We start from the raw sequence: 21,444 nt of genomic DNA, 5'->3' as shown, positions 1-21,444 counted from the left end.
TCGCTATCGCCTCGCCGCGCCGCTCGGTGACCGCCGGGCTACGCTGCTGGAAGTCGCATGGCGGCTGGCGAGGGTGGCGGCGGATCCGCGGCACACCTCGAGCGCGCTCGGGCACCTCGGCATGATCCGGCACCGGCTGGGTCACACGGTGCCGGCCCGCCGGCCGCTCCGGGCGGCGCTGCGCCTGAAGTGGAGCACCGGTACGCCGGTCGGGCGCTGGCGCTGTTCCGCCAGGTCGAGTCGCCGGACCGGCGGGAGACCGAGAGACTGCTGGCCGAGCTGGGCCGAGGGCCGCGCCGCTTTCCCTGCACACCGACCGGCGGCGCGGCAGGATGGAACGCGTGACGACTCCAGAGGCGACCGGCTACCGGATCGAACGCGACTCGATGGGCGAGGTGGAGGTGCCCGCCGAGGCGCTGTGGCGGGCGCAGACCCAGCGCGCGGTGCAGAACTTCCCGATCTCGGGGCGCGGGCTGGAACCGGCCCAGATCAAGGCCCTGGCCCAGATCAAGGGGGCGGCGGCCCAGGTGAACGGTGAGCTGGGGGTGATCGACGCGGACGTGGCGCAGGCGATCGCCACCGCTGCCGCGCACGTGGCCGAGGGCGGCTACGACGACCAGTTCCCGGTGGACGTGTTCCAGACCGGCTCCGGCACCTCGTCCAACATGAACACCAACGAGGTGATCGCCACCCTCGCGAGCCGCGAGCTGGGCCGCGACGTGCACCCGAACGACCACGTCAACGCGTCACAGTCCAGCAACGACGTCTTCCCCACCTCGATCCACCTGGCCGCCACCCAGTTCGTGGTGGAGGATCTGATCCCGTCGCTGAAGCAGCTCGCGGGCGCGCTGGAGGAGAAGGCGGCCGAGTTCGAGACGGTGGTCAAGGCCGGGCGTACCCACCTCATGGACGCCACGCCGGTCACGCTCGGGCAGGAGTTCGGCGGGTACGCGGCGCAGGTCCGCTACGGCGTCGAGCGGCTGGAGTCGGCGCTGCCCCGGCTGGCCGAGCTGCCGCTGGGCGGCACCGCCGTCGGCACCGGCATCAACACGCCGCTGGGCTTCGCCGACCGGGTGATCGGCAAGCTGAGGGAGTCGACAGGGCTGCCGCTGACCGAGGCGCGCAACCACTTCGAGGCGCAGGGCGCCCGGGACGCGCTGGTGGAGACGTCCGGCCAGCTTCGTACCATCGCGATCGGTCTCTACAAGATCGCCAACGATGTACGCTGGATGGGCTCCGGCCCTCGCGCCGGGCTGCGTGAGCTGCGCATCCCCGACCTCCAGCCGGGGTCGTCGATCATGCCGGGCAAGGTGAACCCGGTGGTGGCCGAGGCGATGCGGCAGGTCTGCGCCCAGGTGGTCGGCAACGACGCGGCGGTGGCCTTCGCCGGGTCGCAGGGCGACTTCGAGCTGAACGTGATGCTCCCGGTGATGGGCCGCAACCTGCTGGAGTCGATCAAGCTGATCGCCGCGTCCAGCCGGCTGTTCGCCGAGCGGCTGGTGGCCGGCCTGGTCGCTGATGCCGAGGTCTGCCTGGCGTACGCGGAGGGCTCGCCGTCGATCGTCACCCCGCTCAACCGCCACCTCGGGTACGACGAGGCCGCCTCGGTCGCCAAGGAGGCGCTGGCCAAGCAGGTGTCCATCCGCGAGGTGGTGATCGCCCGGGGGCACGTCGACTCGGGCAAGCTCACCGAGACCCAGCTGGACGAGGCCCTGGACCTGCTCCGGATGACCCACCCCTGAACCGGCGCCGGTAATTGCCTCGACCCGTCACAGGGGGCGCGGCATGATCCGACAGTGCGTGACGACGGCGGCGTGTTGCTGGAGACCGCGCGGCTGACGCTGCGCCGGTTCACGATGGACGACGTGGACCGGCTGGTGGCGCTGGACGCCGACCCGGAGGTCATGCGCTTCCTGACCGGCGGCGCGCCGACCCCGGCCGCGACGTACCGGGACGAGGTGCTGCCCCGGCTGCTCGCGCAGTACGCCCGGCATCCCGGGCTCGGCCGCTGGGCGACGCTCGACCGGTTCACCGGCGAGTTCCTCGGCTGGCACTCGCTCGACCCGTCCGACGACGGCGCCGAGGCGGAGCTGGGCTACCGGCTGCGCCGCGCGACGTGGGGACACGGGCTGGCCACCGAGGGAGCGCGGGCGCTGGTGCGGCACGCGTTCGGCACGGTCGGCGTCCGCCGGGTGTGGGCCCAGACGATGGCGGTCAACGACCGCTCCCGCGCGGTCATGGCCCGCGCCGGGTTGCGCTACGTCCGCACCTTCCACCTGGCCTTCGACGACCCGATCCCGGGTACGGAGCACGGCGAGGTGGAGTACGAGCTGCGCCGCGACGCCTGGTCCGCGACCCGTCAGGAGTGGGACGCGGCGGCCTTGCGGGCCCGGTAGGCGCTCACCGCGGCCCGGTTGCCGCACCCGGCGTCGCAGAACCGGCGCGACCGGTTCCGGGACAGGTCGACCAGCACGTTGTCGCAGTCGGGATGGTCGCAGTGCCGCAGCCGGCTCAGCTCGCCCATCCGGACCAGGTCGGCCATCGCCATCGCGGCCTCGACCGCCATCCGGGTCGCCAGCGGCGCGTCCCGCGGCACGGCGTGCAGGTGGTACGGCTCGTCGTCGTGCCGGACGAGTTGCGGCAACGCGTGCGACTCGCGCAGCAGCGCGTTGACGATCGCCACCACCTCGTCGGTGTCGGCGTACCAGATGCGGCGCAGCCGGGGCCGCAGCGCGCGGACCTGGCGCAGTTCGGCGTCGGTGTGCTCGTGCCGGCCGCTCCACCCGTGAGCGGTGAAGAAGGCGTCCAGGGCGGCCACGTCGGGCAGCCCTTCCCGGTCGTCGCCGGCGGTGTTCACCAGCGCGGCGACGCTGACCAGCGCGCATTCGGTGTCATGAGCGAAAAGCAACTTGACTCCTGTCGGAGGCTACGCCTAGCGTCATTAGCATAACCTCCCTTGACTCATGACCAGGAGATGTCGATGCGTGAACGGTCCGGCGTCGGGCTCGGCCTGGCACTGCTCTCCGCGATCACGTTCGCCACCTCGGGCACCTTCGCCCGCCCGCTGATCACCGGCGAGTGGTCGGCGGTCGCCGTGGTGATCGCCCGGGTCGGCATCGCCGCGCTGGTGCTCGCCGTCCCCGCCGTGCTGGCGCTGCGCGGCAGGTGGACCGTGCTGCGCCGCAACGCGGGAAGCGTGGTGCTGTTCGGGCTGCTCGGCGTGGCCACGGCGCAGGCCTGCTTCTTCAACGCGGTCCGTTACCTCCCGGTCGGCGTGGCGCTGCTGCTGGAATACCTCGGCATCGTGCTCGTGGTCGGATGGATGTGGCTGGTCCACGGGCAGCGCCCCCGGCTGCTCACTGTGGCCGGCTCGGTCATCGCCCTGTGCGGGCTGGTGCTCGTCCTCGACCTTACCGGCGCCGGACGACTCGACCCGGTGGGCGTGCTCTGGGGTCTCGGCGCGGGCGTCGGGCTGGCCGGATACTTCGTCATCGCCGGCCGGATCGACGCGGGCCTGCCCTCGGTGGTGATGGCCAGCGGCGGCATGGCCGTCGGCGCGCTGGCGCTGCTGCTGCTCGGCGGCCTCGGAGCGCTGCCACTCGCGGCCGGCACCGCCGACGTCACCTTCGGCGGGCACCGGGTGAGCTGGCTGGTGCCGATCGCCGGGCTGTCGCTGATCGCCGCCGTGGTCGCGTACCTCGCCGGTGTCGCCGGCACCCGGCTGCTCGGGGCGCGACTGTCCTCCTTCGTGGGTCTGACCGAGGTGATGTTCGCGGTGCTGATCGCCTGGCTGGTGCTCGACGAACTGCCCAGCCTGATCCAGTTGGCCGGCGGCGTGCTCATCCTCGGCGGCGTCGCCCTGGTCCGGGCCGACGAACTGCGCGGCACACCATCGGTGCCGGAGACGACGCCGGCCGAGCGGGTGCTGACCGGCGACCGATGAGCGGGCCGCGCGGCGCCGTCGTCTTCGACGCCGACGAGACACTCGTCGACCTGCGCCCGGCTGTCACCGGCGCGCTCGTCGCCGTACTCGACGAGATGCGGCGGCGGACCCCGACGGCGGCCGCAGTGGCGCTCGCGGACCTGGAGGGGGACTGGGGTGCGGTCTTCGGCGCGCTCAGCGCCGCTCCGGTGCAGGAGATCCGGCGGGCCGCGCTGGCCCGTTCGCTGGCCCGGGCCGGGCTGGAGGCGGACCTGGACGAGTTCGCGAAGTTGTTCTTCGCCCGCCGGTACGCGCTGAGCCGCCCCTTCCCCGACGTGCTGCCCGCGCTGGCGGCGCTGCGCCCGCACCAGGTGCTGGGCTTCGCCACGAACGGCAACAGCCGCGCCGAACGCTGCGGCCTCGCCGGGCAGTTCGCCTTCGAGGTGTACGCGCACGAGGGCGGCCTGCCCAAGAAGCCGGCGCCGGAGTTCTTCGCGGCGGTGGTGGCGGCCTCCGGGCTGCCCGCCGCGCGCATCGTCCACGTCGGTGACTCGCCGGAGCACGACGTGGCCGCCGCCCAGCGGGCCGGACTGCGTGCCGTCTGGCTCAACCGGGCCGGACTCCCCCGCCCACGCGGGCTCGAACCGGACGCCGAAGTCTCCACACTTGCCGGACTGTCCACGGTGCTCACCACCTTGACGAACGCGAATGCCTAGTTGCGGCCGATAACGGACGTCGATCTGGCGGAACCCGCTCCCGTGATGTGGGATGACACCACGTCCCTCAACGAGAGGATCTGATGTGGTGAGCAAGCGCTTCACCGTCGGCGCGGTCGCGGCTGCGGCCTCGCTGGCACTCACGGTGACCGGTCTGAGCATCCCGGCGAACGCCGCGCCGTCGGAGTTCCGGACCTTCACCGTGCTGGCCGAGAGCGGCGTCTCCACCGACGCCGCGGTCGCCGCGATCACCGCCGCCGGCGGCAAGGTCGTCGCCCGCACCGACGACGTCGGCCTGTTCCAGGTCACCAGCGACCGGGCGGACTTCGCCAGTCGGGCCACCGCGGCCGGCGCGCTGGTCGGCGCCGCCGAGGAGAAGGCGATCGGCCGCAAGCCGAAGCTGGACCGGGTCGAGCAGGAGCACCTGCTGGCCGCCGCGGCGACCAAGGGCAAGGCCGCCAGGAACAACGGCAAGAAGATGGACCCGCTCGACGACAAGCTCTGGGGTCTGGACATGATCCGGGCCGACAAGGCCCGCAAGATCGAGCCGGGTGACCGCCGGGTCACAGTCGGCATCCTGGACACCGGCGTCGACGCCAGCCAGCCCGACCTCGCGCCGAACTTCAACTGGGCGCTGTCGCGCAACTTCGCCCCGGACATCCCCGAGGTCGACGGCCCGTGCGAGGTGGCGAGCTGCCTCGACCCGGTCGGCACCGACGACGGCGGGCACGGCACGCACGTGGCCGGCACCATCGGCGCCGCCGCGAACGGCTTCGGCCTCTCCGGCGTGGCCCCGAACGTCTCCCTGGTCGAGCTGAAGGGTGGCCAGGACAGCGGCTACTTCTTCCTCAACCCCGTGGTGAACGCCCTGGTGCACGCGGGCCGCTCCGGGCTCGACGTGGTGAACATGTCCTTCTACGTCGACCCGTGGCTCTACAACTGCACCGCCAACCCGGCCGACTCGCCGGAGGCGCAGGCCGAGCAGCGCACCGTCATCGAGGCCATGAAGCGGGCGCTGAACTTCGCCCACCACAAGGGCGTCACGCTCGTCGGCTCGCTCGGCAACAACCACGAGGACCTGGGCGCGCCCCGCACCGACGTGAGCAGCCCGGACTACGGCGCCGACCCGTACCCGCGTCCGATCGACAACGCGACCTGCTGGGACCTGCCGGTCGAGGGCCCGCACGTGATCGGCGTGTCGTCGGTCGGCCCGTCCGGCAAGAAGGCCGACTACTCGAACTACGGCACCGAGCAGATCTCGGTGGCGGCGCCGGGTGGCTGGTTCCGGGACGGCTTCGGCACCGACACGTACCGCACCGACGCCAACATGATCCTCTCCACGTACCCGAAGAAGGTGCTCCAGGAGGAGGGGTCGGTCGACGAGAACGGCAACATCGTCGCCGGCTTCGAGAACTCGGTGTTCAAGCAGTGCACCGCCAAGGGTGAGTGTGGCTACTACACCTACCTCCAGGGCACCTCGATGGCGTCCCCGCACGTCTCGGGCGTGGCGGCGCTGATCGTGAGCAAGCACGGCAAGAAGCAGGGCCGCAACGGCTACGGCATGGCGCCGAACCTGGTCGAGCAGCACCTCTACCGGACGGCGGCCGAGCACGCCTGCCCGGAGCCGCGGCTGCAGAGCTACACCAACGAGGGCCGGGACGCCGAGTTCGACGCGTACTGCGCGGGCTCGCTGAACTTCAACGGCTTCTACGGCTACGGCATCGTCGACGCCTACGCCGCGGTGAAGACCCCGGTCAAGCCGAACGTACGACCGTAACGACCGTTTCCCCGAGGTGGCGGTGTCCGGAGTTCCCGGACGCCGCCACCTCGGCGTTCCGGTGTGCCGCACGGCGGCGGGTGTCACGAGGGCTGGCGGGTCTGCGGCTGGTGGGGCGGCGGGCGGTGTCACGGGCGCCACCCCCGGGCCACCAGTGCGGCGCGGATTTCCCGCACCAGGGCGGGGAACTCCTTAAGCAGACGGCGGCCGGTCACGTGCAACACCAGCCAGCCGGCCGCGACGAACTGGTTGAGCCGCCGCCGGTCGAGGTGCATCCGGTCCGCGTCGGAGTGCCACTGACCGTCGTACTCGACGGCGACCCGGAACTCCGGCCAGGCCAGGTCGGGGTGCAGGATCAGGCCGGTCGACGCACGCACCGGATACTGGGCCACCGGGCGGGGCAGGCCGGCGAGGACGAGGCGTACCCGCAGGTGGGACTCGGGCGGGGACTGGGCCAGCCCGTCGGTCAGGCCGAACACCCACGCCGCCCGCCGCCCACCGGGGCGGCAGGCGTTCCGGGCCGCCTCGCTCGCCAGCGCCGAGCGGTTCACCGAACCGGTACGCAGCAGTCCGTCGACGATGCCGACCGCCTTGACGGGATCGACCCAGACCGCTGTCTCCCAGGCACAGGCGGCCGGCTCGGTACGGGGCGGCGGCCCGGCCAGGATCATTACCGCGCCGGGGGACGACTCCGTGAACGGGTTCGATGCGGCGGTTGAAGCCGGCGGGGCGGCCGGGCCGCGCGGTCTGGGCCCCCTGCGGGAGTCGGCCGGACTCGGCGATCTGGTCCGGCCCGGTGTGCCCGGAAGGCGGTCCCCCGACGGCGGTGCTGCGACGGGCGACCCGGTGCCTGCGGGTGGGCTCGTTCGCTCGGGTGCGGCGCTGCCCACGGGAACCAGGAGGCCGCTGCGTGTGCTCGACATCGGGGCGTGGTGCACCCGGACACCTGGCTGGGAGTCGGCCCGGACCGTGGCCGGCAGCAGGACGTGCACGTCGTCGGTGTAGTCGGCGGCGTGCTCGACCCCGTGCAGGTAGGCCGCCGACGGGCCGGCGATCGCCGCGCCGGGTGGCATGCGCAGCAACGCCGCGCGGCAGGCCAGCGCGTGGTCGCGGTCGAGCCGCGCGTCGGCGTAGACGTCCTGCCGGAGCCGGATCCAGGACGCGCCCCGCAGATGGTGCCGGGACAGCAGCCCGCGCCGGATCGCTTCCGAGCCTCGGAAGACCTGCCAGGCCAGCTCCGGTGGTCGATGAGGATGAGGTGGCATGTGACGAGCGTGGCGGTGCACGGGTCGAAATCGGTACCCCTGTGGACAGCCGTAGCCGTGCCGCCCGCCGCGCCCTGTGGACAACCCCCGACCGGCCCTGTCCGTGTGCTATGGCCCTCGATCTGCGCTTGATCGACTCCACCTCGGGTAGGTGGCGGTGTCCGGGCCGTGTTGATGCAGCTACTTCGCCGATCTGGCGTGCGGGTGTGTGGAGAAGGGCGGGTTCCAGCTGGTTCGCCGAGCTGGCGTGCGGGCTCTGGGGTGGGCTGGGCCGGTGTCTCGATCTGCGCTTGATCGACTCCACCTCGGGTAGGTGGCGGTGGCCGGGCCGTGTTGATGCAGCCACCTCGCCGAGCTGGCGTGAGGACCTGCGAGAAGGCGGGTCAGGAGAGCGCGGCGGCGACCGCCTCGGCCGCGGCGGTGACCTGGGCGCCGACGTCCGCCACGTCGAGCGGGGTCAGCGACACCACCCCTACGCTGCCCTCCAGACCCGGCACACCGAGCACCGGTGCCGCCACCCCGTACGCGCCTGACTGAAGCTCGCCGCTGGTACTCACCGGCCCGGGATCGCCGGCCCGCCCGGCCAGTACCGCCCGGCCGGCGGCGCCCCGCGCAAGCGGATGCCGGGTGCCGGTCCGGTACGCGACGTGGAACGACGTCCAGCTCGGCTCGACCACCGCGAGCGCTACCCCCTCGCCGCCCTCGACCACCGTGAGGTGGGCGGTCGCCCCGGTACCCTCGGCGAGCCGGCGCAGCGCGGGCAGCGCCCCCTCGGCCAGCAGCGGCTGGGCGCGGCGGGCCAGGTGCAGCACGCCCACGCCGATGCGCAGGCGGCCCTCGCCGTCACGCCGGAGCATGCCGTGGCCGGTCAGTGCGCCGACCAGCCGGTAGACGGCCGCCCGGCCGATGCCCAGCCGGTGCGCCGCCTCGGTGACTGTGAGCCCGCCCGGCGCGTCCGCGACCAGGTGCAGCAGCCGCAGGCCCCGGTCCAGGGTCTGTGCCGTCTCTCCCGTGCGCGCCGCCGTGTCCACAGCACGCAGCGTACGACCCGGCTCCGGCCAACCCGGAAATGTGCGGACGGCTACCCTTGTGAGGTGACGCTACGCCTGTATGACACCGCCACCCGATCGGTGCGGGACTTCGTCCCGCGGGAAGCCGGCAAGGTGGGGGTCTACCTGTGTGGTCTCACGCTCCAGGCCCCGCCGCACATCGGTCACCTTCGCTCCGGCGTCAACTACGACGTGCTGCGCCGATGGCTGCTGAGCAAGGGCTTCGAGGTCACGTTCATCCGCAACCTGACCGACATCGACGACAAGGTCCTGGCCAAGGCGATGGAGCAGGACCGGCCGTTCTGGTCGATCGCGTACGCGAACGAGCAGATCCTCACCACCTCCTACCGGGCGCTGAACGTGCTCCCGCCCACGTACGAGCCGCGGGCGACCGGGCACGTCCCGGAGATGCACGAGCTGATCGCCCGGCTGATCGAGACCGGCCACGCCTACCCGGCCACCGACGGCTCCGGCGACGTCTACTTCGACGTGGCCTCCTGGCCCGCGTACGGCTCGCTGTCCGGCCAGTCCCCGGCGGACATGCAGTCCGCCGGCGACGCCCCCGACCGGGGCAAGCGGGATCCGCGTGACTTCGCGCTCTGGAAGGGCGCCAAGCCGGGCGAACCGGCCGACGCCTACTGGCCGTCGCCGTGGGGCCGCGGCCGGCCCGGCTGGCACATCGAGTGCTCGGCCATGTGCTGGCGCTACCTCGGCCCCGAGTTCGACATCCACGGCGGCGGGCTCGACCTGACGTTCCCGCACCACGAGAACGAGATCGCCCAGTCGCAGGCCGCCGACCTGCCGTTCGCCCGCTACTGGGTGCACCACGGCCTGCTCGGCATCGGCGGCACCAAGATGGGCAAGTCGCTCGGCAACACGCTCGACCTCGACTACGTGGCCTCGCTCGGGGTCCGCCCGGTCGAGCTGCGCTACTACTACGTCGCCGCGCACTACCGGTCCCGCATCGACTACTCGGAGGACGCGCTGCGCGAGGCAGCCGTCGCGTACCGGCGGATCGAGGGCTTCGTGCAGCGGGCGGCCGAGCGGGTCGGCCCGGGCCGGCCCGGCGACCTGCCGGCCGGGTTCGTGGCCGCGATGGACGACGACCTCAACACGTCGGCGGCGCTGGCGGCGCTGCACGAGGTGGTCCGCGACGGCAACACCGCGCTGACCGCCGGGGACGATGTGACCGTCCGCACGACGCTGGCCGCCACCCGGGCGATGCTGGATATCCTCGGCGTCGACCCCCTGGACCCGGCCTGGACCGGCGGCGGCCGCACGGACGACCTGCGCGGCGTGGTGGACTCCCTGATCGCGCTGGCCCTGGAGCAGCGCGCGCAGGCCCGCAGCCGCAAGGACTGGGCTGCCGCCGACGCCGTACGCGACCAGCTCAAGCAGGCCGGCGTGGTCGTCGAGGACACCCCCCAGGGCCCGCGTTGGACTATTGGAGAGCAGGACTGATGGCCGGCAACTCGCAGCGCCGTGGCCGGCGACTGACGCCGAAGGCGGGCGCCCCCAAGGGCACCGGTGGCAAGAACAAGGACTCGCTCGCCGGGCGGGGTCGCACGCTGCCCGCCGACGAGCGGCCCTGGCACAAGGCGTACTCGGGCACCGAGAAGCTGCCCCAGCGCACGGCCTGGAAGCAGGACAAGGAGCGCCGCGCCGCCGCCGAGGAGGGCCGCACGCCCAAGATCGGCCAGCCCGGCACCAAGGACACCACCTGGGGCAAGGGCAGCCGTGCCGGTGTGCCGCTCAAGGGCGGCAAGGGCAAGCCCGGCGGCCGGGGCGGTCCCCGGGTCGCGCCGGGCCGCAAGGCCAACCCGGCGAAGGACAGCCCCGAGCTGCTGGTCGGGCGCAACCCGGTACTGGAGTCGCTGCGCACCCAGGTGCCCGCGACCGCGCTCTACACCGCGCAGGGCATCGACGTCGACGACCGGGTCAAGGAGATCGTCCGGACCGCCGCCGACCGGGGCATCGCGATCCTGGAGGTCAGCCGCGGCGAGCTGGACCGGATGACCGGCGGGGTGCTGCACCAGGGCGTCGGCCTCCAGGTGCCGCCGTTCGCCTACGAGCCGTTCGACGACCTGGTCGCCGCCGCGCTGGAGCAGGCCGCCCCGCTGCTCGTCGCGCTGGACGGCGTCACCGACCCGCGTAACCTCGGGGCGGTCATCCGGTCGGCCGCCGCGTTCGGCGCGCAGGGTGTCTTCGTACCGGAACGGCGTGCCGCCGGGATCACCGCGACCGCCTGGCGGACCAGCGCCGGCGCGGCCGCGCGCGTGCCCGTCGCCCAGGTCACCAACCTGACCCGGTCGCTCAAGGCGTGCAAGGAGGCCGGCTTCGTCGTGGTCGGCCTGGACGCCGACGGACAGACCGACCTGTACGACCTGGAGGCCGCAGTCGGCCCGCTCGTCGTGGTGGTCGGCTCGGAGGGGCGCGGGCTGTCCCGCCTGGTCGGCGAGACCTGCGACCTGACCGTCAGCATCCCGATGGTCTCCGACGTGGAGTCGCTGAACGCCAGCGTGGCCGCCGCGGTCACGCTCGCCGAGGTCGCCCGCCGCCGGTCCGTCGAGGCCTGACCGAGAGCAACGAGAAGGGGCGGTCCGCCGTGGCGGGCCGCCCCTTTCTCGCGTACGTCAGATCCGCTGGCCGGTGGCGGCGTGGAAGACGTGGCTGCGGCCGGTACGCGGCCTGACGAACACGGTGTCACCCATGTTCGGCATGCTGCGCCGGTCGGTGCGGACCACGAACCGCTCGTTGTGGCCCTCCAGCGCGGCGTGACCGTAGACGTTGGCGTCCGAGCCCAGGTCCTCGACCAGCTCGACCACGACCGGCATGCCGCCCTCGGACGGGCTGACCAGGTCGCAGTCCTCCGGGCGGAAGCCGACGGTGACGTTGCCGTCGCCGCCCTCGGCGCGGGCGGCCTCGACCTGCTCGCGGGTCAGCGGCACGATCATCTCGGCGAACGCGCCGCCCTGGTCGGTCAGCTTCACCGTCTTGATGTTCATGGCCGGAGAGCCCATGAAGCCGGCGACGAAGACGTTGGACGGAGTGTCGTAGAGCGCCCGCGGGGTGTCCACCTGCTGGAGCACGCCGTCCAGCATGACCGCCACCCGGTGACCCATGGTCATGGCCTCGACCTGGTCGTGGGTGACGTAGACGGTGGTGACGCCCAGCTTCGCCTGCAGCGAGGCGATCTGGGTACGGGTCTGCACGCGCAGCTTGGCGTCGAGGTTCGACAGCGGCTCATCCATGAGGAAGACCTGCGGCTCGCGGACGATCGCGCGGCCCATTGCGACACGCTGGCGCTGACCGCCGGAGAGCGCCTTCGGCTTGCGGCTGAGGAACTCCTCCAGCTGGAGCAGCCCGGCCGCCTCCTTGACCCGCCGGTCGATCTCCGACTTCGAGGTCTTGCGCAGCTTGAGGGCGAACGCCATGTTCTCGTACACAGTCATGTGCGGGTAGAGGGCGTAGTTCTGGAAGACCATCGCGATGTCGCGGGCCTTCGGCGGGAGGTGGGTGACGTCCCGGTCGTCGATGTAGATCGCGCCGTCGTCGACGTCCTCCAGGCCGGCGAGCATCCGGAGGCTGGTGGACTTGCCGCAGCCGGACGGGCCGACCAGGACGAGGAACTCCCCGTCACCGATCTCGAGGTCGAGCTGGTTGACGGCGGGGCGCTCGGTGCCCGGATAGATCCGGGACGCCTTCGCGTAGGTGACCGTAGCCATGATGGAGCGCTTCCTTTCACCGGCAGGAACGTGCCGGACGATCCGAGTGAAGGAGCGACCGGCGCCCAAGGCACCGGCCGACGGGGTCGTCGCTCAGGCAGCCGAGGCCGACCGGAGTGTCGTCCGTGTCACTGCACGGTAAACGGCTTTCGCGATCGTGCCAAGACGTGGCACGTCGGGTGGGACGGATGGCATGCGCATAACGGTCAGGAAGGCACTGGGAGGCATCAATCTCCCCGCCCGTGAGCGCGGCCCGGCGATGATCCATCGGTCGTACCGGTCGGGATGCCGACGTTTTCCGTGCTCGGGAGCCCTGCGAGGCGGGAATTCCGGGGCTCAGTCGCTATGCTGAGCCCGACGCACGCGCCCCTGTAGCTCAGCTGGCCAGAGCACTCGCCTTGTAAGCGAGATGTCGCCGGTTCGATCCCGGCCGGGGGCTCCAATTCCATCAGGTATTTCGCGGCGGCAGCCGTCGCGAGGCGGCCCGGTGCCGAGCTGCTTCGCGAAGGCGTGGATGCGCCCGAGCTCCGCGGCGGGACTGCGCAGTTTCGGATAAGCGGCAGGTCGGGGCGCTGCTCTGGCGTCGTCGGCATGACGATGACTTCGACTTCCCGCTCCCAGATCTACGTGCTCGACCAGGACGAGGCGCTCGACTTCTACGTCGGCAGGCTCGGCCTGGAGGTCAGCACCGACCAGGATCTCGGTTCATGCGCTGGCTCACCGTGAACGTGCCGGGTGACCCGGGCCGGGAGATCCTGCTGGAGAAGCCAGGCCCGCCGGCTCTGGACCCGAAGACGGCCGAGCAGGTCCGGGAACTGCTCACCAAGGGCGCAGCCGGCGGTTTCCTGTTCTTCACCACCGACGACGCGCACCAGACGTACGCGGACCTGGTCGCGAAGGGCGTCGAGGTGACCGACGAGCCGACCGACCGGCCGTACGGCATCGACTTCGGCATCCGTGACCCGTTCGGCAACCGCCTCCGGATCGGGCAGATGCACCAGCGCCCGTGACCGGCGGGCCACCCGGGCGGCGCTCGGCGGGCTAGTCTCGCGGTCCCCGACCGTGGAGGTGCCGATGCCCACCCGCCTGCTCTACCTGGTCCGTCACGGCGAGCAGGACCGGCCGGAGGAGGAGGCGGACACCGGACTGTCCGCGCGCGGCCGCCGACAGGCGACACTGCTGGGCGAGCGGCTGCGCGGGGCCGGGCTCACCGCCGTACACCATGGGCCGGCCCGCCGGGCCGCGGAGACCGCCGCGCTGGTCGCGGCGTCGCTGCCGGGTGTTCCGGTACGCGAGGACGACCGCGCCGGCGACCACATGCCGCACGACACCGACCCGGCCGGCCTGCCCGAGCGGTACGCGGCGTTCCTGGCCGGCTTCACCGAGCGGGAGCGGCGCGACGGGCCGCGCGTGACAGCGGAGGCGGTAACCCGGTTCGCCACCGCCCCCGCTGAGGGCGACGTACGCGAGCTGGTCGTCACCCACAACTTCCTGGTCGCCTGGCTGGTGCGGCACGCGCTGGAGGCGCCGGAGCGCCGGTGGATCGGGCTCAACCACCAGAACTGCGGGTTGACGGTGATCCGCTACAGCGCGGCCGGGCCGCCGACGCTCGTCGCGCTCAACGACGTCGCCCACCTGCCGCCCGAGCTGCGCGCCACCGGCCTGCCCGACGACTACCGGTTCTGACCGGGCTCAGCCGAGCAGCCCGCAGGTCACCGGCCACAGGCGGTGTCACAGCGGCGACGGTTCGAAACCCCCGTCAGCCGGTGGCGCGGGTGAGCAGGTCGACCACCTCGGCGGTGGCCGCGGGTGGGGTGGCCTGCGGCGGGCAGTCCACGTACCCGACTGTTGCCGTCCCGACGGTGAGCCGGTAGGTGAACGCGTCGGCGCACATGGTGGCCGGAACGGTGACGGCGGCCTCGGCGGCCAGCCGGGGGTCGGCGGCGAGCTGCCGCAGCCGGGTGAGGTCCGCCTCGGCGAGTTGCCCCTCCGTCGCGGCGCCGGCGCGGTCGGTTCGGGTCCAGTGGCCGTCCGGGGTGACCCGGAGTGTGTCGGTCAGCCCGGCGATGCCGCCCGACTTCACGAGCACGACCTCGGTGGCGGGCAGCGCGGTGACCTGCGGAAGCGTCGCGGGTGGGGCGTCGGTGCGGGCGCAGCCGACGAGCGGGACGAGAAGGGCGGCGACGGCCGCCACGGCTGAGGCAGCTCTCATACCCGATCGGACGCGCGACGGGACCACCCGGTTCCGGCCCACCGTTCCTCCTCATCCGTTCGGTCAATGTCTCCGGCGGGATCTCGCCAGCCTCTTTCACGTTCTTCGATGTATCGCTATATCTACATCAGTGACTACCCCCGTCACAACTTCGCCTTCCAGGAGGGCCCGTGAAAAGATCCGTCGCCGCCGTCAGCGCAGCGCTGCTCACCAGCAGCGTGCTGGCCTGCGTCACCACCTCGGCGCAAGCGGCAACGCCAACCGCCCCCAGCCCCGAGACCTCTGCCGCAGCCAACGCCGCGAGCCTGCTGCGCGCCAACCCCGGCGTCGTACAAGGCGCCGGCGGTGAGGCCTATCAGGCCGTCCGCACCAAGGTCGACCCCTCCGGGGCCGCGCACACCCGCTACAGCCGGACCTACCAGGGCCTGCGGGTGTACGGCGGTGACTTCGTCATCCACACCGCCCCGAACGGCACCATGACCGGCGCGTCGGTCAGCCTCTCCGCCCCGCTGACCCTGAGCACCACCGCGAAGGTCGGCGCGGACGCGGCCAAGGCCAGCGCCCGCAAGACGTTCTCCGGGTCGCTCACCTCGGTCGGCGCGCCGGAACTGTTCGTCGACGCCAGCAGCGGCAAGGGCCGCCTCGCCTGGGAGACCGTCGCGACCGGCTGGAAGGCGGACAAGCAGACGCCGTCGAAGCTGCACGTCATCACCGACGCCACCACCGGCAAGTTGATCGGCTCGTACGACGAGATCGAGACGGTGGCCGGCACCGGTGAGGGCATCTACACCGGCTCGGTCACCATCGACACCACGCTCTCCGGCAGCACGTACCAGATGATCGACCCGGTGCGCGGCAACGGCCGTACCTGCGACATGAACAACGGGACCTCCACCTGCACCACGTTCACCGACGCGGACAACGCGTGGGGCAACGGCGCCACCTCGAACCGGCAGTCGGCAGCCGTGGACGCGCACTTCGGCGCCGCCAAGACGTTCGACTACTTCAAGAACGTGCACGGCCGCAACGGCATCTTCGGCAACGGCCAGGGCGTGCCGAGCCGGGTGCACTACGGCAACAACTACGTCAACGCGTTCTGGGACGGCTCCCAGATGACCTACGGCGACGGCTCGGGCAACTCCCGTCCGCTGGTCTCGCTCGACGTGGCCGGACACGAGATGAGCCACGGCGTCACCGAGGCGCTGGCCGGGCTGGTCTACTCCGGTGAGTCCGGTGGCCTCAACGAGTCCACCAGCGACATCTTCGGCAACATGGTGGAGTTCTACGCCGCCGCGCCGAGCGACCCGGGTGACTACCAGGTCGGTGAGAAGATCAACATCAACGGCAACGGTACGCCGCTGCGCTACATGTACAACCCGTCGCTGGACGGCTCGTCCGACTCCTGCTGGTCCACCAGCACGAAGAACAAGGACGTGCACTACTCCTCCGGTGTCGGCAACCACTTCTTCTTCAACCTCGCCGAGGGCACCGGCGCCACCGCGTACGGCACCTCGCCGGTCTGCGGCTCGGCCCCGGCGGTGACCGGCATCGGCCGCGCCAAGGCGGAGAAGATCTGGTACCGGGCGCTCGACGTGTACTTCACCTCGAACACCTCGTACGTCAACACCAGCAACCCGGCCAACACCGCCCGCGCGTACACCCTGCGGGCCGCGACCGACCTGTACGGCAACTGCTCCACCGAGTACAAGACCGTCCAGGCGGCGTGGACCGCTGTGAACGTGGCCGGCAACGACGCTCCATGCAGCTCGACCGGCAACGACTTCTCCGTCTCGCTCTCGCCGACCGCCGGGTCGGTCACCGCGGGCGGCTCGGTCTCCGCCACCGTCGCCACGTCCACCACCAGCGGCACCGCGCAGACCGTGACGTTCTCCGCGTCCGGCCTGCCGACCGGCGCCACCGCGTCGTTCAGCCCCGCCTCGGTGACGTCGGGCGGCTCGTCCACGCTCACCATCTCCACCAGCTCCGGCACGCCGGCCGGCACCTACTCGGTGACCGTCACCGGCAGCGCGGCGTCCGGCGCGAAGACCGCCACGTACTCGCTGACGGTGACCGGCACCGGCGGCTGCACCGGCGCGGGCCAGAAGCTCGGCAACCCGGGCTTCGAGTCCGGCAACACCGTCTGGGCCTCCACCTCCGGCGTGATCGGCCAGTACGGCTCGCAGGGCCAGCCGACCCGCACCGGTACCTGGAACGCCTGGCTGAACGGCTACGGCAGGACCCGCACCGACACGCTGTCGCAGTCGGTGAGCCTGCCGTCCGGTTGCTCCGCGTACACCTTCTCGTTCTGGCTGCACATCGACTCGGCCGAGACCACCAGCAGCGTCCAGTACGACAAGCTGAACGTGCAGGTGCTCAACTCGTCCGGCTCGGTGCTGGCCACGCTGGCGACCTACTCGAACCTGAACAAGGCCAGCGGCTACAGCCAGAAGTCGTTCTCCCTGGCGGCGTACGCCGGGCAGACCGTCACCCTGAAGTTCACCGGCACCGAGGACGCCTCGCTGCAGACCTCGTTCGTGCTCGACGACACCGCTGTCAACGTCTCCTGACCTGACCGCCCGACCCCGGGGCCCGGCGGCCACCCCACGCGGGTGGTCGCCGGGCCCCGCCCGTTACCGTCGGACCCATGTCCGACGCGGAACTGACAGTCACCCTGGACGGCCCGGTGGCAACTGTCGTCATCCACAACCCGGCCCGGCGCAACGCCATGACCCCGGCCATGTGGCGGCAGCTCCCGGTGCTGCTCGACGGCCTGGAGGCCGACCCGGCGGTACGGGTGCTGGTGCTCACCGGCGCGGGCGGCACGTTCTGCGCCGGCGCCGACCTGGGCGATTTGGACGAGCTGCTGGCAGCCGGTGACGGCAGCATCGCGGTGGCCGCCGAGGAACGGCTCGCCGCGTTCGGCCGCCCCACAGTCGCCGCGATCGAGGGTGCCTGCGTGGGCGGCGGCTGTCAGCTCGCCGTCGCCTGCGACCTGCGCCTGGCCTCGGCGGACGCGCGGTTCGGCGTACCCCCGGCCCGGCTCGGCCTGGTCTACCCGGCGCCGACCACCCGCCGGCTGGCCGCGCTGGTCGGACCGTCGGCCGCGAAACACCTGCTGTTCACCAGCGAGCTGGTCGACGCCGAGCGGGCGCTGCGGATCGGCCTGGTGGACGAGGTGCTGCCGGCCGGTGAGCTGGCCGGGCGGGTGGCGGCGCTGACCGCCACCATCGCCGAGCGGTCCCGGCTCACCGTGACCGCCGCCAAGGAGATCGTGGACGGGCGTGCCGACGCCGACCGGCTCGCGTGGTGGCACGTGCAGGTGCGGGACAGCGGCGAGGCCCGCGAGGGTGTGGCGGCCATCAACGAGCGCCGGCCGCCGCGCTTCGGCTGGACCCCGCCCGCCACGCGCTGACCGCCGTTTGACCGGCACCCCCGGCGGGTACGTCCGGCTGTCGGAACGGGGGGCCATCGTGGACGGTGGGCGAGAACGTGAAGCGATCCGGCGTGGACGCCGCCGGTTCCGGCTGCTGCTGGTCGGCGCGGTGGTGGTGTTCGCGCTGGTGTCGCTGCTGGTGGGGTTGATGGCGGGCGGCGTCTTCCCGAGCACCTGGCTGGAACGCGGTGACCCGCCCGGCTGGCTGGAGGTGACCGGCCTGGTCCTTGCGGCGCTGGGCCTGGGGCTTGAAATCGTCGCGCTGGTCCGCATGGTCCGCAGCGGCAGCCACCGGGCCGACCGCGAGTCGCGGCTGTGGGCCGTCAGCCTCCGCCGTCGCCGGGAGTTGGCCCGGGCCGTCCGGCGGGGCGTGGTGGACTCCGCGGATGACCTGCCGTGGCTGCGCGTCACCGCCGCGCAGATGATCCGGCAGCGGAGGTTCGTCCCGATGATCGGGGGTCTGGTGACGATGAACCTCGGCCAGTTGCTGCTCAGCCTCACCCCGATGTGGTTCGTCCTGTTCGGCGTCAGCGGGGTGATGTTCGCGCCCGCCTGCTGGCAGATCCTCCGGGACGCGCCGCGGGCCGAGGCGTTCCTGCGGGAACACCCCGGCGATCCGGCGGTCACCGCGCCGACCGGCTCCCGCTGACCTGGGCCAGCAACTCGTCCACCGACCACTGGTCGGAGGCGTGTTCGCCGTGCTTCTCGGCGAGCACCCGCCCGTCGGGCGCGATCAGGAAGTCGGCCGGCAGCCCGAGCCGGCCGCCGTGCGGGGAGGTGGACGGCAGTCGCTCCCGGCCACGCAGGACGTGCCAGGTGCCGGTCACCACGGCACGCAGGATCGGCAGCCAGGCGCGTGGGTCGAGCAGCGACCGCCGCGCCGACTCCACGCCGAACTCCCGGTAGAGCCGCCGGTCCGGATCGGCCACAACGGCGAACGGCAGGTCGGTGACGTGCTCGCGCAGTTCGTCGGCGGGGGAGTGGAAGAGCACCACCTCGCGTACGCCTGCGGCCTCGATCTCGGCGTGGCGGCGCACGATCGAGCGCAGGTGGAGGTTGCAGACCGGGCAGCCGGCGAAGCGTCGGAACTGGAGGTGGACCAGGCGGTCCGGATCCGGCAGGTCGATTCCGGTGCCGGTCACGCTGGTCAGGTGGCGGGGGGTGACGACGTCCATGCGCGCTCCCGTTGTAGGCGTACGACGTACTCCTACAACCGTAGGCGTATCCTGTACGCTGTCAAGGCCATGCCCCGCCCCCGTTCACTGACCCCGGCCCGGCTCGCCGACGCGGCGCTCGCGGTGCTCGACCGGGACGGCCTCGCCGGTCTCACCATGCGCGCGGTCGGCGCGCAGCTCGGCACCAGCACGATGGGCCTCTACCGCTACGTCGCCGACCGGGACGAACTGGAGGCGCTCGTCGTCGAGCGGGTCCTCGAACGGGTGGACACGCGGCCACCGCTCGACGTCCCGTGGCCGGACGGCATCCGGGATCTGGTCGATCGCGTACGCCGCGCGGTCGGCGCCCATCCGGCAGTGGTGCCGTTGCTTCCCGCGTACCGGCACCACTCGCCGGCGATCCTGCGCTGGGGCGAGGCGGTGCTCGCGGTACTGACAGGTGCCGGCTTCACCGGCACCGGACGGGTGATCGCGTTCCGCGCCCTGCTGGGCTACGTGGTCGGCGCGATCCAGATGGAACACCTCGGCGCGCTGTCAGGCCCCGGAACGGCTGTCATCGCGGCGCTGCCCCGCGACGAGTTCCCCCTGCTCGCCGCGACCGCGTGCGAGGCCGGCGCGGTCGGACCGGAGGACGAGTTCGGTGGCGGGCTGGGCCTCCTGCTCGACGGGCTGACCCGGCGTCTCGACAGCTAGGCACCTGTGGTGGGACCGGCGGGCGCGGCGCCGGGGCTTACCCCGACACCGCCCCCTGTGCCCGCCGGCCGTCCGTCACCGCGCCAGTGCGGCCCAGCTCGGCGTCGTCGGCTCCCGCCGCAGCGGCATGCCCGCCTCGGCCGGGGTCCGGTCGCCTTTGCGCTGGTTGCACGCGTAGCAGGCGGCGGTGGTGTTCCCCCAGGTGTTCCGGCCACCGCGCGAGCGGGGCAGGATGTGGTCGATCGTGCTCGCCGCGCCGTCGCAGTAGGCGCACTTCCGCCGGTCGCGCGCCAGCACCCCGGCCCGGGACCAGGCCGGGCCGGCGCTGAACCGCCAGCGGGTCACCACGTACCGGACGAGGCGGACCACACGCGGCAGCGGGAAGACGCCGATCGCCCGGTCGGGCTCGGCCTCGTGGATCTCGGCGACCCGGCGGCAGAGCATCCGGATCGCGTGCTTGACGGTGACCCGGTGCAGCGGGCCGAGGTCGGCGTTGACGACGAGGACGGCGTCCACCGGGTTCTCCCTTCACGATCGGTGGTACGGCGACGAAAAGCCGCCCGGTCCACGGGGACCGGGCGGCGACGACGGGGACGCGAGACGCGTCAGTCGTGCCCTCCGGGCCAGGGACCGTGTTCCCGGCAGCCGTCGCCGAGCAGCCACGACGTCATCGTGGTGGCGTATCGCAGCGACATCGACGGCTCCCGGAGCGGTGGTTGACCTTGCGCGCTCACGGTAGATCGATCCGGGAACCGTGGGCAACGCATTTCGATCCGTCGTCGGCGGGCCGCCGCTGCCGTCCGGCCCGCCCGGCGCACCTCGCGGTGGTGAGCGGCCGGTCGATCCGGGCGCTCATCTGCACCACCAGCTCGCTGTCCAGCAGCGGGCGGTTCACCTCGGCCGCCACCGACAGCGTGGGCGTGGAGATCGAGCGCCAGATCGCGGTGAGCCCGGCGCCGAGGCCGACGAGCGCCACCGCCGCCCGGGTGGTGGGGGAGCCGGCCGCCGCGGCCGCGCTGACCCCGACGACCGCCAGCAGCACCACCAGCAGAGGTGCCAGCACCGGCCAGAAGATCCCACGGGCAGCCTGCGCCACCAGCTTCCGGTCCCGGATGACGACGTTGCGGGCGACCACCGCCCAGTTCTTCTCGTCCAGCAGGTCGCGCGGGTGCAGGCCGCCGGTCAGCACGTCCTGCCACAGGTCGCCCTGGTTGGTCGGCGTCGCCGCGCCGCACGGTGTCGGCGAGCGAGCGCCCGAGCCGGTACGCCACGCCCACCCGGTGGTTCGTCGCCATCGTCCAGCGCAGCACGTCGATGTTGAGGTCGTCGAGCGCACGCAGCAGCGTTTCCCGGCCCGCCCCGGTGGCGTCCCGGGCGGCGGCGGTGGACGGCACCGTACGGCCCGCAGTGGTCAGCGGCGCGATCTGGGCCAGCGCGACGTCCACGCCGTCGAGGTACATGCCGAGCCGGTGCCGCC

At 72.5% G+C, this 21,444-nt stretch carries 23 protein-coding genes and 1 tRNA gene; 16 read left to right on the top strand and 8 right to left on the bottom strand.

Annotated features, from left to right (window positions below; all coding sequences use genetic code 11):
* The first annotated feature begins 189 nt into the window (after positions 1-189).
* The 3 genes from O7622_RS02455 to O7622_RS02445 are packed head-to-tail and all read left to right on the top strand — an operon-like array spanning position 190 to position 2,396.
* Positions 190-345, top strand: a complete 156-nt coding sequence (locus O7622_RS02455) for a hypothetical protein (RefSeq protein WP_282311676.1) — start codon at positions 190-192, stop codon at positions 343-345.
* Positions 333-1,742 carry a class II fumarate hydratase gene (locus O7622_RS02450; protein ID WP_282311675.1) on the top strand — a complete coding sequence of 470 codons (1,410 nt, stop codon included), beginning with the start codon at positions 333-335 and terminating at the stop codon, positions 1,740-1,742. Before O7622_RS02455 ends, O7622_RS02450 begins: the two co-directional genes overlap by 13 nt.
* Positions 1,743-1,796: 54 nt before the next feature.
* Positions 1,797-2,396, top strand: coding sequence for a GNAT family N-acetyltransferase (locus O7622_RS02445; protein ID WP_282311674.1), 600 nt, complete (start codon positions 1,797-1,799; stop codon positions 2,394-2,396).
* Here the strand turns inward: O7622_RS02445 and O7622_RS02440 are convergent.
* Entirely contained in the window at positions 2,360-2,908 is a 549-nt protein-coding gene (locus tag O7622_RS02440; protein WP_282311673.1) for a CGNR zinc finger domain-containing protein, read from the bottom strand. The two genes, O7622_RS02445 and O7622_RS02440, sit on opposite strands and share 37 nt — an antisense overlap.
* Before the next feature lie 72 nt (positions 2,909-2,980).
* Here O7622_RS02440 and O7622_RS02435 point away from each other — a divergent pair, with 72 nt between their 5' ends.
* The 3 genes from O7622_RS02435 (at position 2,981) to O7622_RS02425 (ending at position 6,415) form a co-directional block, all read left to right on the top strand.
* Complete coding sequence (locus tag O7622_RS02435) at positions 2,981-3,943, top strand: EamA family transporter (protein WP_282311672.1); 963 nt, start codon at positions 2,981-2,983, stop codon at positions 3,941-3,943.
* On the top strand, positions 3,940-4,638 hold the full coding sequence (locus O7622_RS02430) for an HAD family hydrolase (RefSeq protein WP_282311671.1): 699 nt from the start codon (positions 3,940-3,942) through the stop codon (positions 4,636-4,638). The genes O7622_RS02435 and O7622_RS02430 overlap by 4 nt, the downstream gene beginning before the upstream one ends.
* An 88-nt stretch (positions 4,639-4,726) precedes the next feature.
* Entirely contained in the window at positions 4,727-6,415 is a 1,689-nt protein-coding gene (locus tag O7622_RS02425) for a S8 family serine peptidase (protein ID WP_282311670.1), read from the top strand.
* A gap of 128 nt (positions 6,416-6,543) precedes the next feature.
* On the opposite strand, the gene O7622_RS02420 is transcribed toward O7622_RS02425, so the two are convergent.
* Positions 6,544-7,680, bottom strand: coding sequence for a hypothetical protein (locus tag O7622_RS02420; protein WP_282311669.1), 1,137 nt, complete (start codon positions 7,678-7,680; stop codon positions 6,544-6,546).
* Between the two features lie 383 nt (positions 7,681-8,063).
* Positions 8,064-8,711: a helix-turn-helix domain-containing protein gene (locus O7622_RS02415; protein WP_282311668.1), complete on the bottom strand. Its 648-nt coding sequence runs from the start codon at positions 8,709-8,711 to the stop codon at positions 8,064-8,066.
* A 63-nt stretch (positions 8,712-8,774) separates the two neighbouring features.
* On the opposite strand from O7622_RS02415, the gene cysS reads away from it, so the two are divergent.
* Together cysS and rlmB are read left to right on the top strand one after the other, a co-directional pair.
* On the top strand, positions 8,775-10,190 hold the full coding sequence (gene cysS / locus O7622_RS02410) for a cysteine--tRNA ligase (protein WP_282311667.1): 1,416 nt from the start codon (positions 8,775-8,777) through the stop codon (positions 10,188-10,190).
* Positions 10,190-11,305, top strand: a complete 1,116-nt coding sequence (gene rlmB, locus O7622_RS02405) for a 23S rRNA (guanosine(2251)-2'-O)-methyltransferase RlmB (RefSeq protein ID WP_282311666.1) — start codon at positions 10,190-10,192, stop codon at positions 11,303-11,305. Before cysS ends, rlmB begins: the two co-directional genes overlap by 1 nt.
* A 57-nt stretch (positions 11,306-11,362) precedes the next feature.
* On the opposite strand, the gene ugpC is transcribed toward rlmB, so the two are convergent.
* Positions 11,363-12,454 carry a sn-glycerol-3-phosphate ABC transporter ATP-binding protein UgpC gene (gene ugpC, locus O7622_RS02400; protein WP_282311665.1) on the bottom strand — a complete coding sequence of 364 codons (1,092 nt, stop codon included), beginning with the start codon at positions 12,452-12,454 and terminating at the stop codon, positions 11,363-11,365.
* A gap of 365 nt (positions 12,455-12,819) precedes the next feature.
* On the opposite strand from ugpC, the gene O7622_RS02395 reads away from it, so the two are divergent.
* The 4 genes from O7622_RS02395 to O7622_RS02380 all read left to right on the top strand — a co-directional run bounded on the left by O7622_RS02395 (position 12,820) and on the right by O7622_RS02380 (position 14,140).
* Positions 12,820-12,896 (top strand) — tRNA-Thr (locus O7622_RS02395).
* Between the two features lie 149 nt (positions 12,897-13,045).
* Positions 13,046-13,180, top strand: coding sequence for a hypothetical protein (locus O7622_RS02390; RefSeq protein ID WP_282311664.1), 135 nt, complete (start codon positions 13,046-13,048; stop codon positions 13,178-13,180).
* Positions 13,162-13,464, top strand: a complete 303-nt coding sequence (locus O7622_RS02385; protein WP_282311663.1) for a VOC family protein — start codon at positions 13,162-13,164, stop codon at positions 13,462-13,464. The genes O7622_RS02390 and O7622_RS02385 overlap by 19 nt, the downstream gene beginning before the upstream one ends.
* Before the next feature lie 64 nt (positions 13,465-13,528).
* The gene (locus tag O7622_RS02380; RefSeq protein WP_282311662.1) at positions 13,529-14,140 is read left to right on the top strand and encodes a histidine phosphatase family protein; all 612 of its coding nucleotides are present in this window, start codon (positions 13,529-13,531) and stop codon (positions 14,138-14,140) included.
* 73 nt (positions 14,141-14,213) lie between these two features.
* On the opposite strand, the gene O7622_RS02375 is transcribed toward O7622_RS02380, so the two are convergent.
* Positions 14,214-14,666 (bottom strand): hypothetical protein, encoded by a 453-nt coding sequence (locus O7622_RS02375; RefSeq protein ID WP_282311661.1) that lies wholly within the window; start codon positions 14,664-14,666, stop codon positions 14,214-14,216.
* Positions 14,667-14,836: 170 nt separating this feature from the next.
* Here O7622_RS02375 and O7622_RS02370 point away from each other — a divergent pair, with 170 nt between their 5' ends.
* The 3 genes from O7622_RS02370 (at position 14,837) to O7622_RS02360 (ending at position 18,748) form a co-directional block, all read left to right on the top strand.
* Complete coding sequence (locus tag O7622_RS02370) at positions 14,837-17,233, top strand: M4 family metallopeptidase (protein ID WP_282311659.1); 2,397 nt, start codon at positions 14,837-14,839, stop codon at positions 17,231-17,233.
* 77 nt (positions 17,234-17,310) lie between these two features.
* Entirely contained in the window at positions 17,311-18,078 is a 768-nt protein-coding gene (locus tag O7622_RS02365) for an enoyl-CoA hydratase/isomerase family protein (RefSeq protein ID WP_282311658.1), read from the top strand.
* A gap of 58 nt (positions 18,079-18,136) precedes the next feature.
* Positions 18,137-18,748, top strand: coding sequence for a hypothetical protein (locus O7622_RS02360; protein ID WP_282311656.1), 612 nt, complete (start codon positions 18,137-18,139; stop codon positions 18,746-18,748).
* On the opposite strand, the gene O7622_RS02355 is transcribed toward O7622_RS02360, so the two are convergent.
* Positions 18,723-19,274, bottom strand: coding sequence for a peroxiredoxin-like family protein (locus tag O7622_RS02355; RefSeq protein ID WP_282311655.1), 552 nt, complete (start codon positions 19,272-19,274; stop codon positions 18,723-18,725). The genes O7622_RS02360 and O7622_RS02355 overlap by 26 nt on opposite strands.
* 69 nt (positions 19,275-19,343) lie before the next feature.
* On the opposite strand from O7622_RS02355, the gene O7622_RS02350 reads away from it, so the two are divergent.
* On the top strand, positions 19,344-19,967 hold the full coding sequence (locus tag O7622_RS02350; RefSeq protein WP_282311654.1) for a TetR/AcrR family transcriptional regulator C-terminal domain-containing protein: 624 nt from the start codon (positions 19,344-19,346) through the stop codon (positions 19,965-19,967).
* Between the two features lie 75 nt (positions 19,968-20,042).
* Here O7622_RS02350 and O7622_RS02345 read toward each other — a convergent pair whose 3' ends face one another.
* Together O7622_RS02345 and O7622_RS02340 are read right to left on the bottom strand one after the other, a co-directional pair.
* Complete coding sequence (locus O7622_RS02345) at positions 20,043-20,483, bottom strand: HNH endonuclease (protein WP_282311653.1); 441 nt, start codon at positions 20,481-20,483, stop codon at positions 20,043-20,045.
* Positions 20,484-20,697: 214 nt separating this feature from the next.
* A complete protein-coding gene (locus O7622_RS02340) occupies positions 20,698-21,156 on the bottom strand; it encodes a hypothetical protein (RefSeq protein ID WP_282311652.1) in 459 nt (152 codons plus the stop codon).
* Between the last annotated feature and the right edge of the window lie 288 nt (positions 21,157-21,444).

It is taken from the genome of Micromonospora sp. WMMD1076 (assembly GCF_029581475.1).
Classification (GTDB): Bacteria; Actinomycetota; Actinomycetes; order Mycobacteriales; family Micromonosporaceae; genus Micromonospora; species Micromonospora aurantiaca.
Note: the sequence above shows the minus strand (reverse complement) of the source record. Positions and strands in the feature narration are given on the sequence as shown.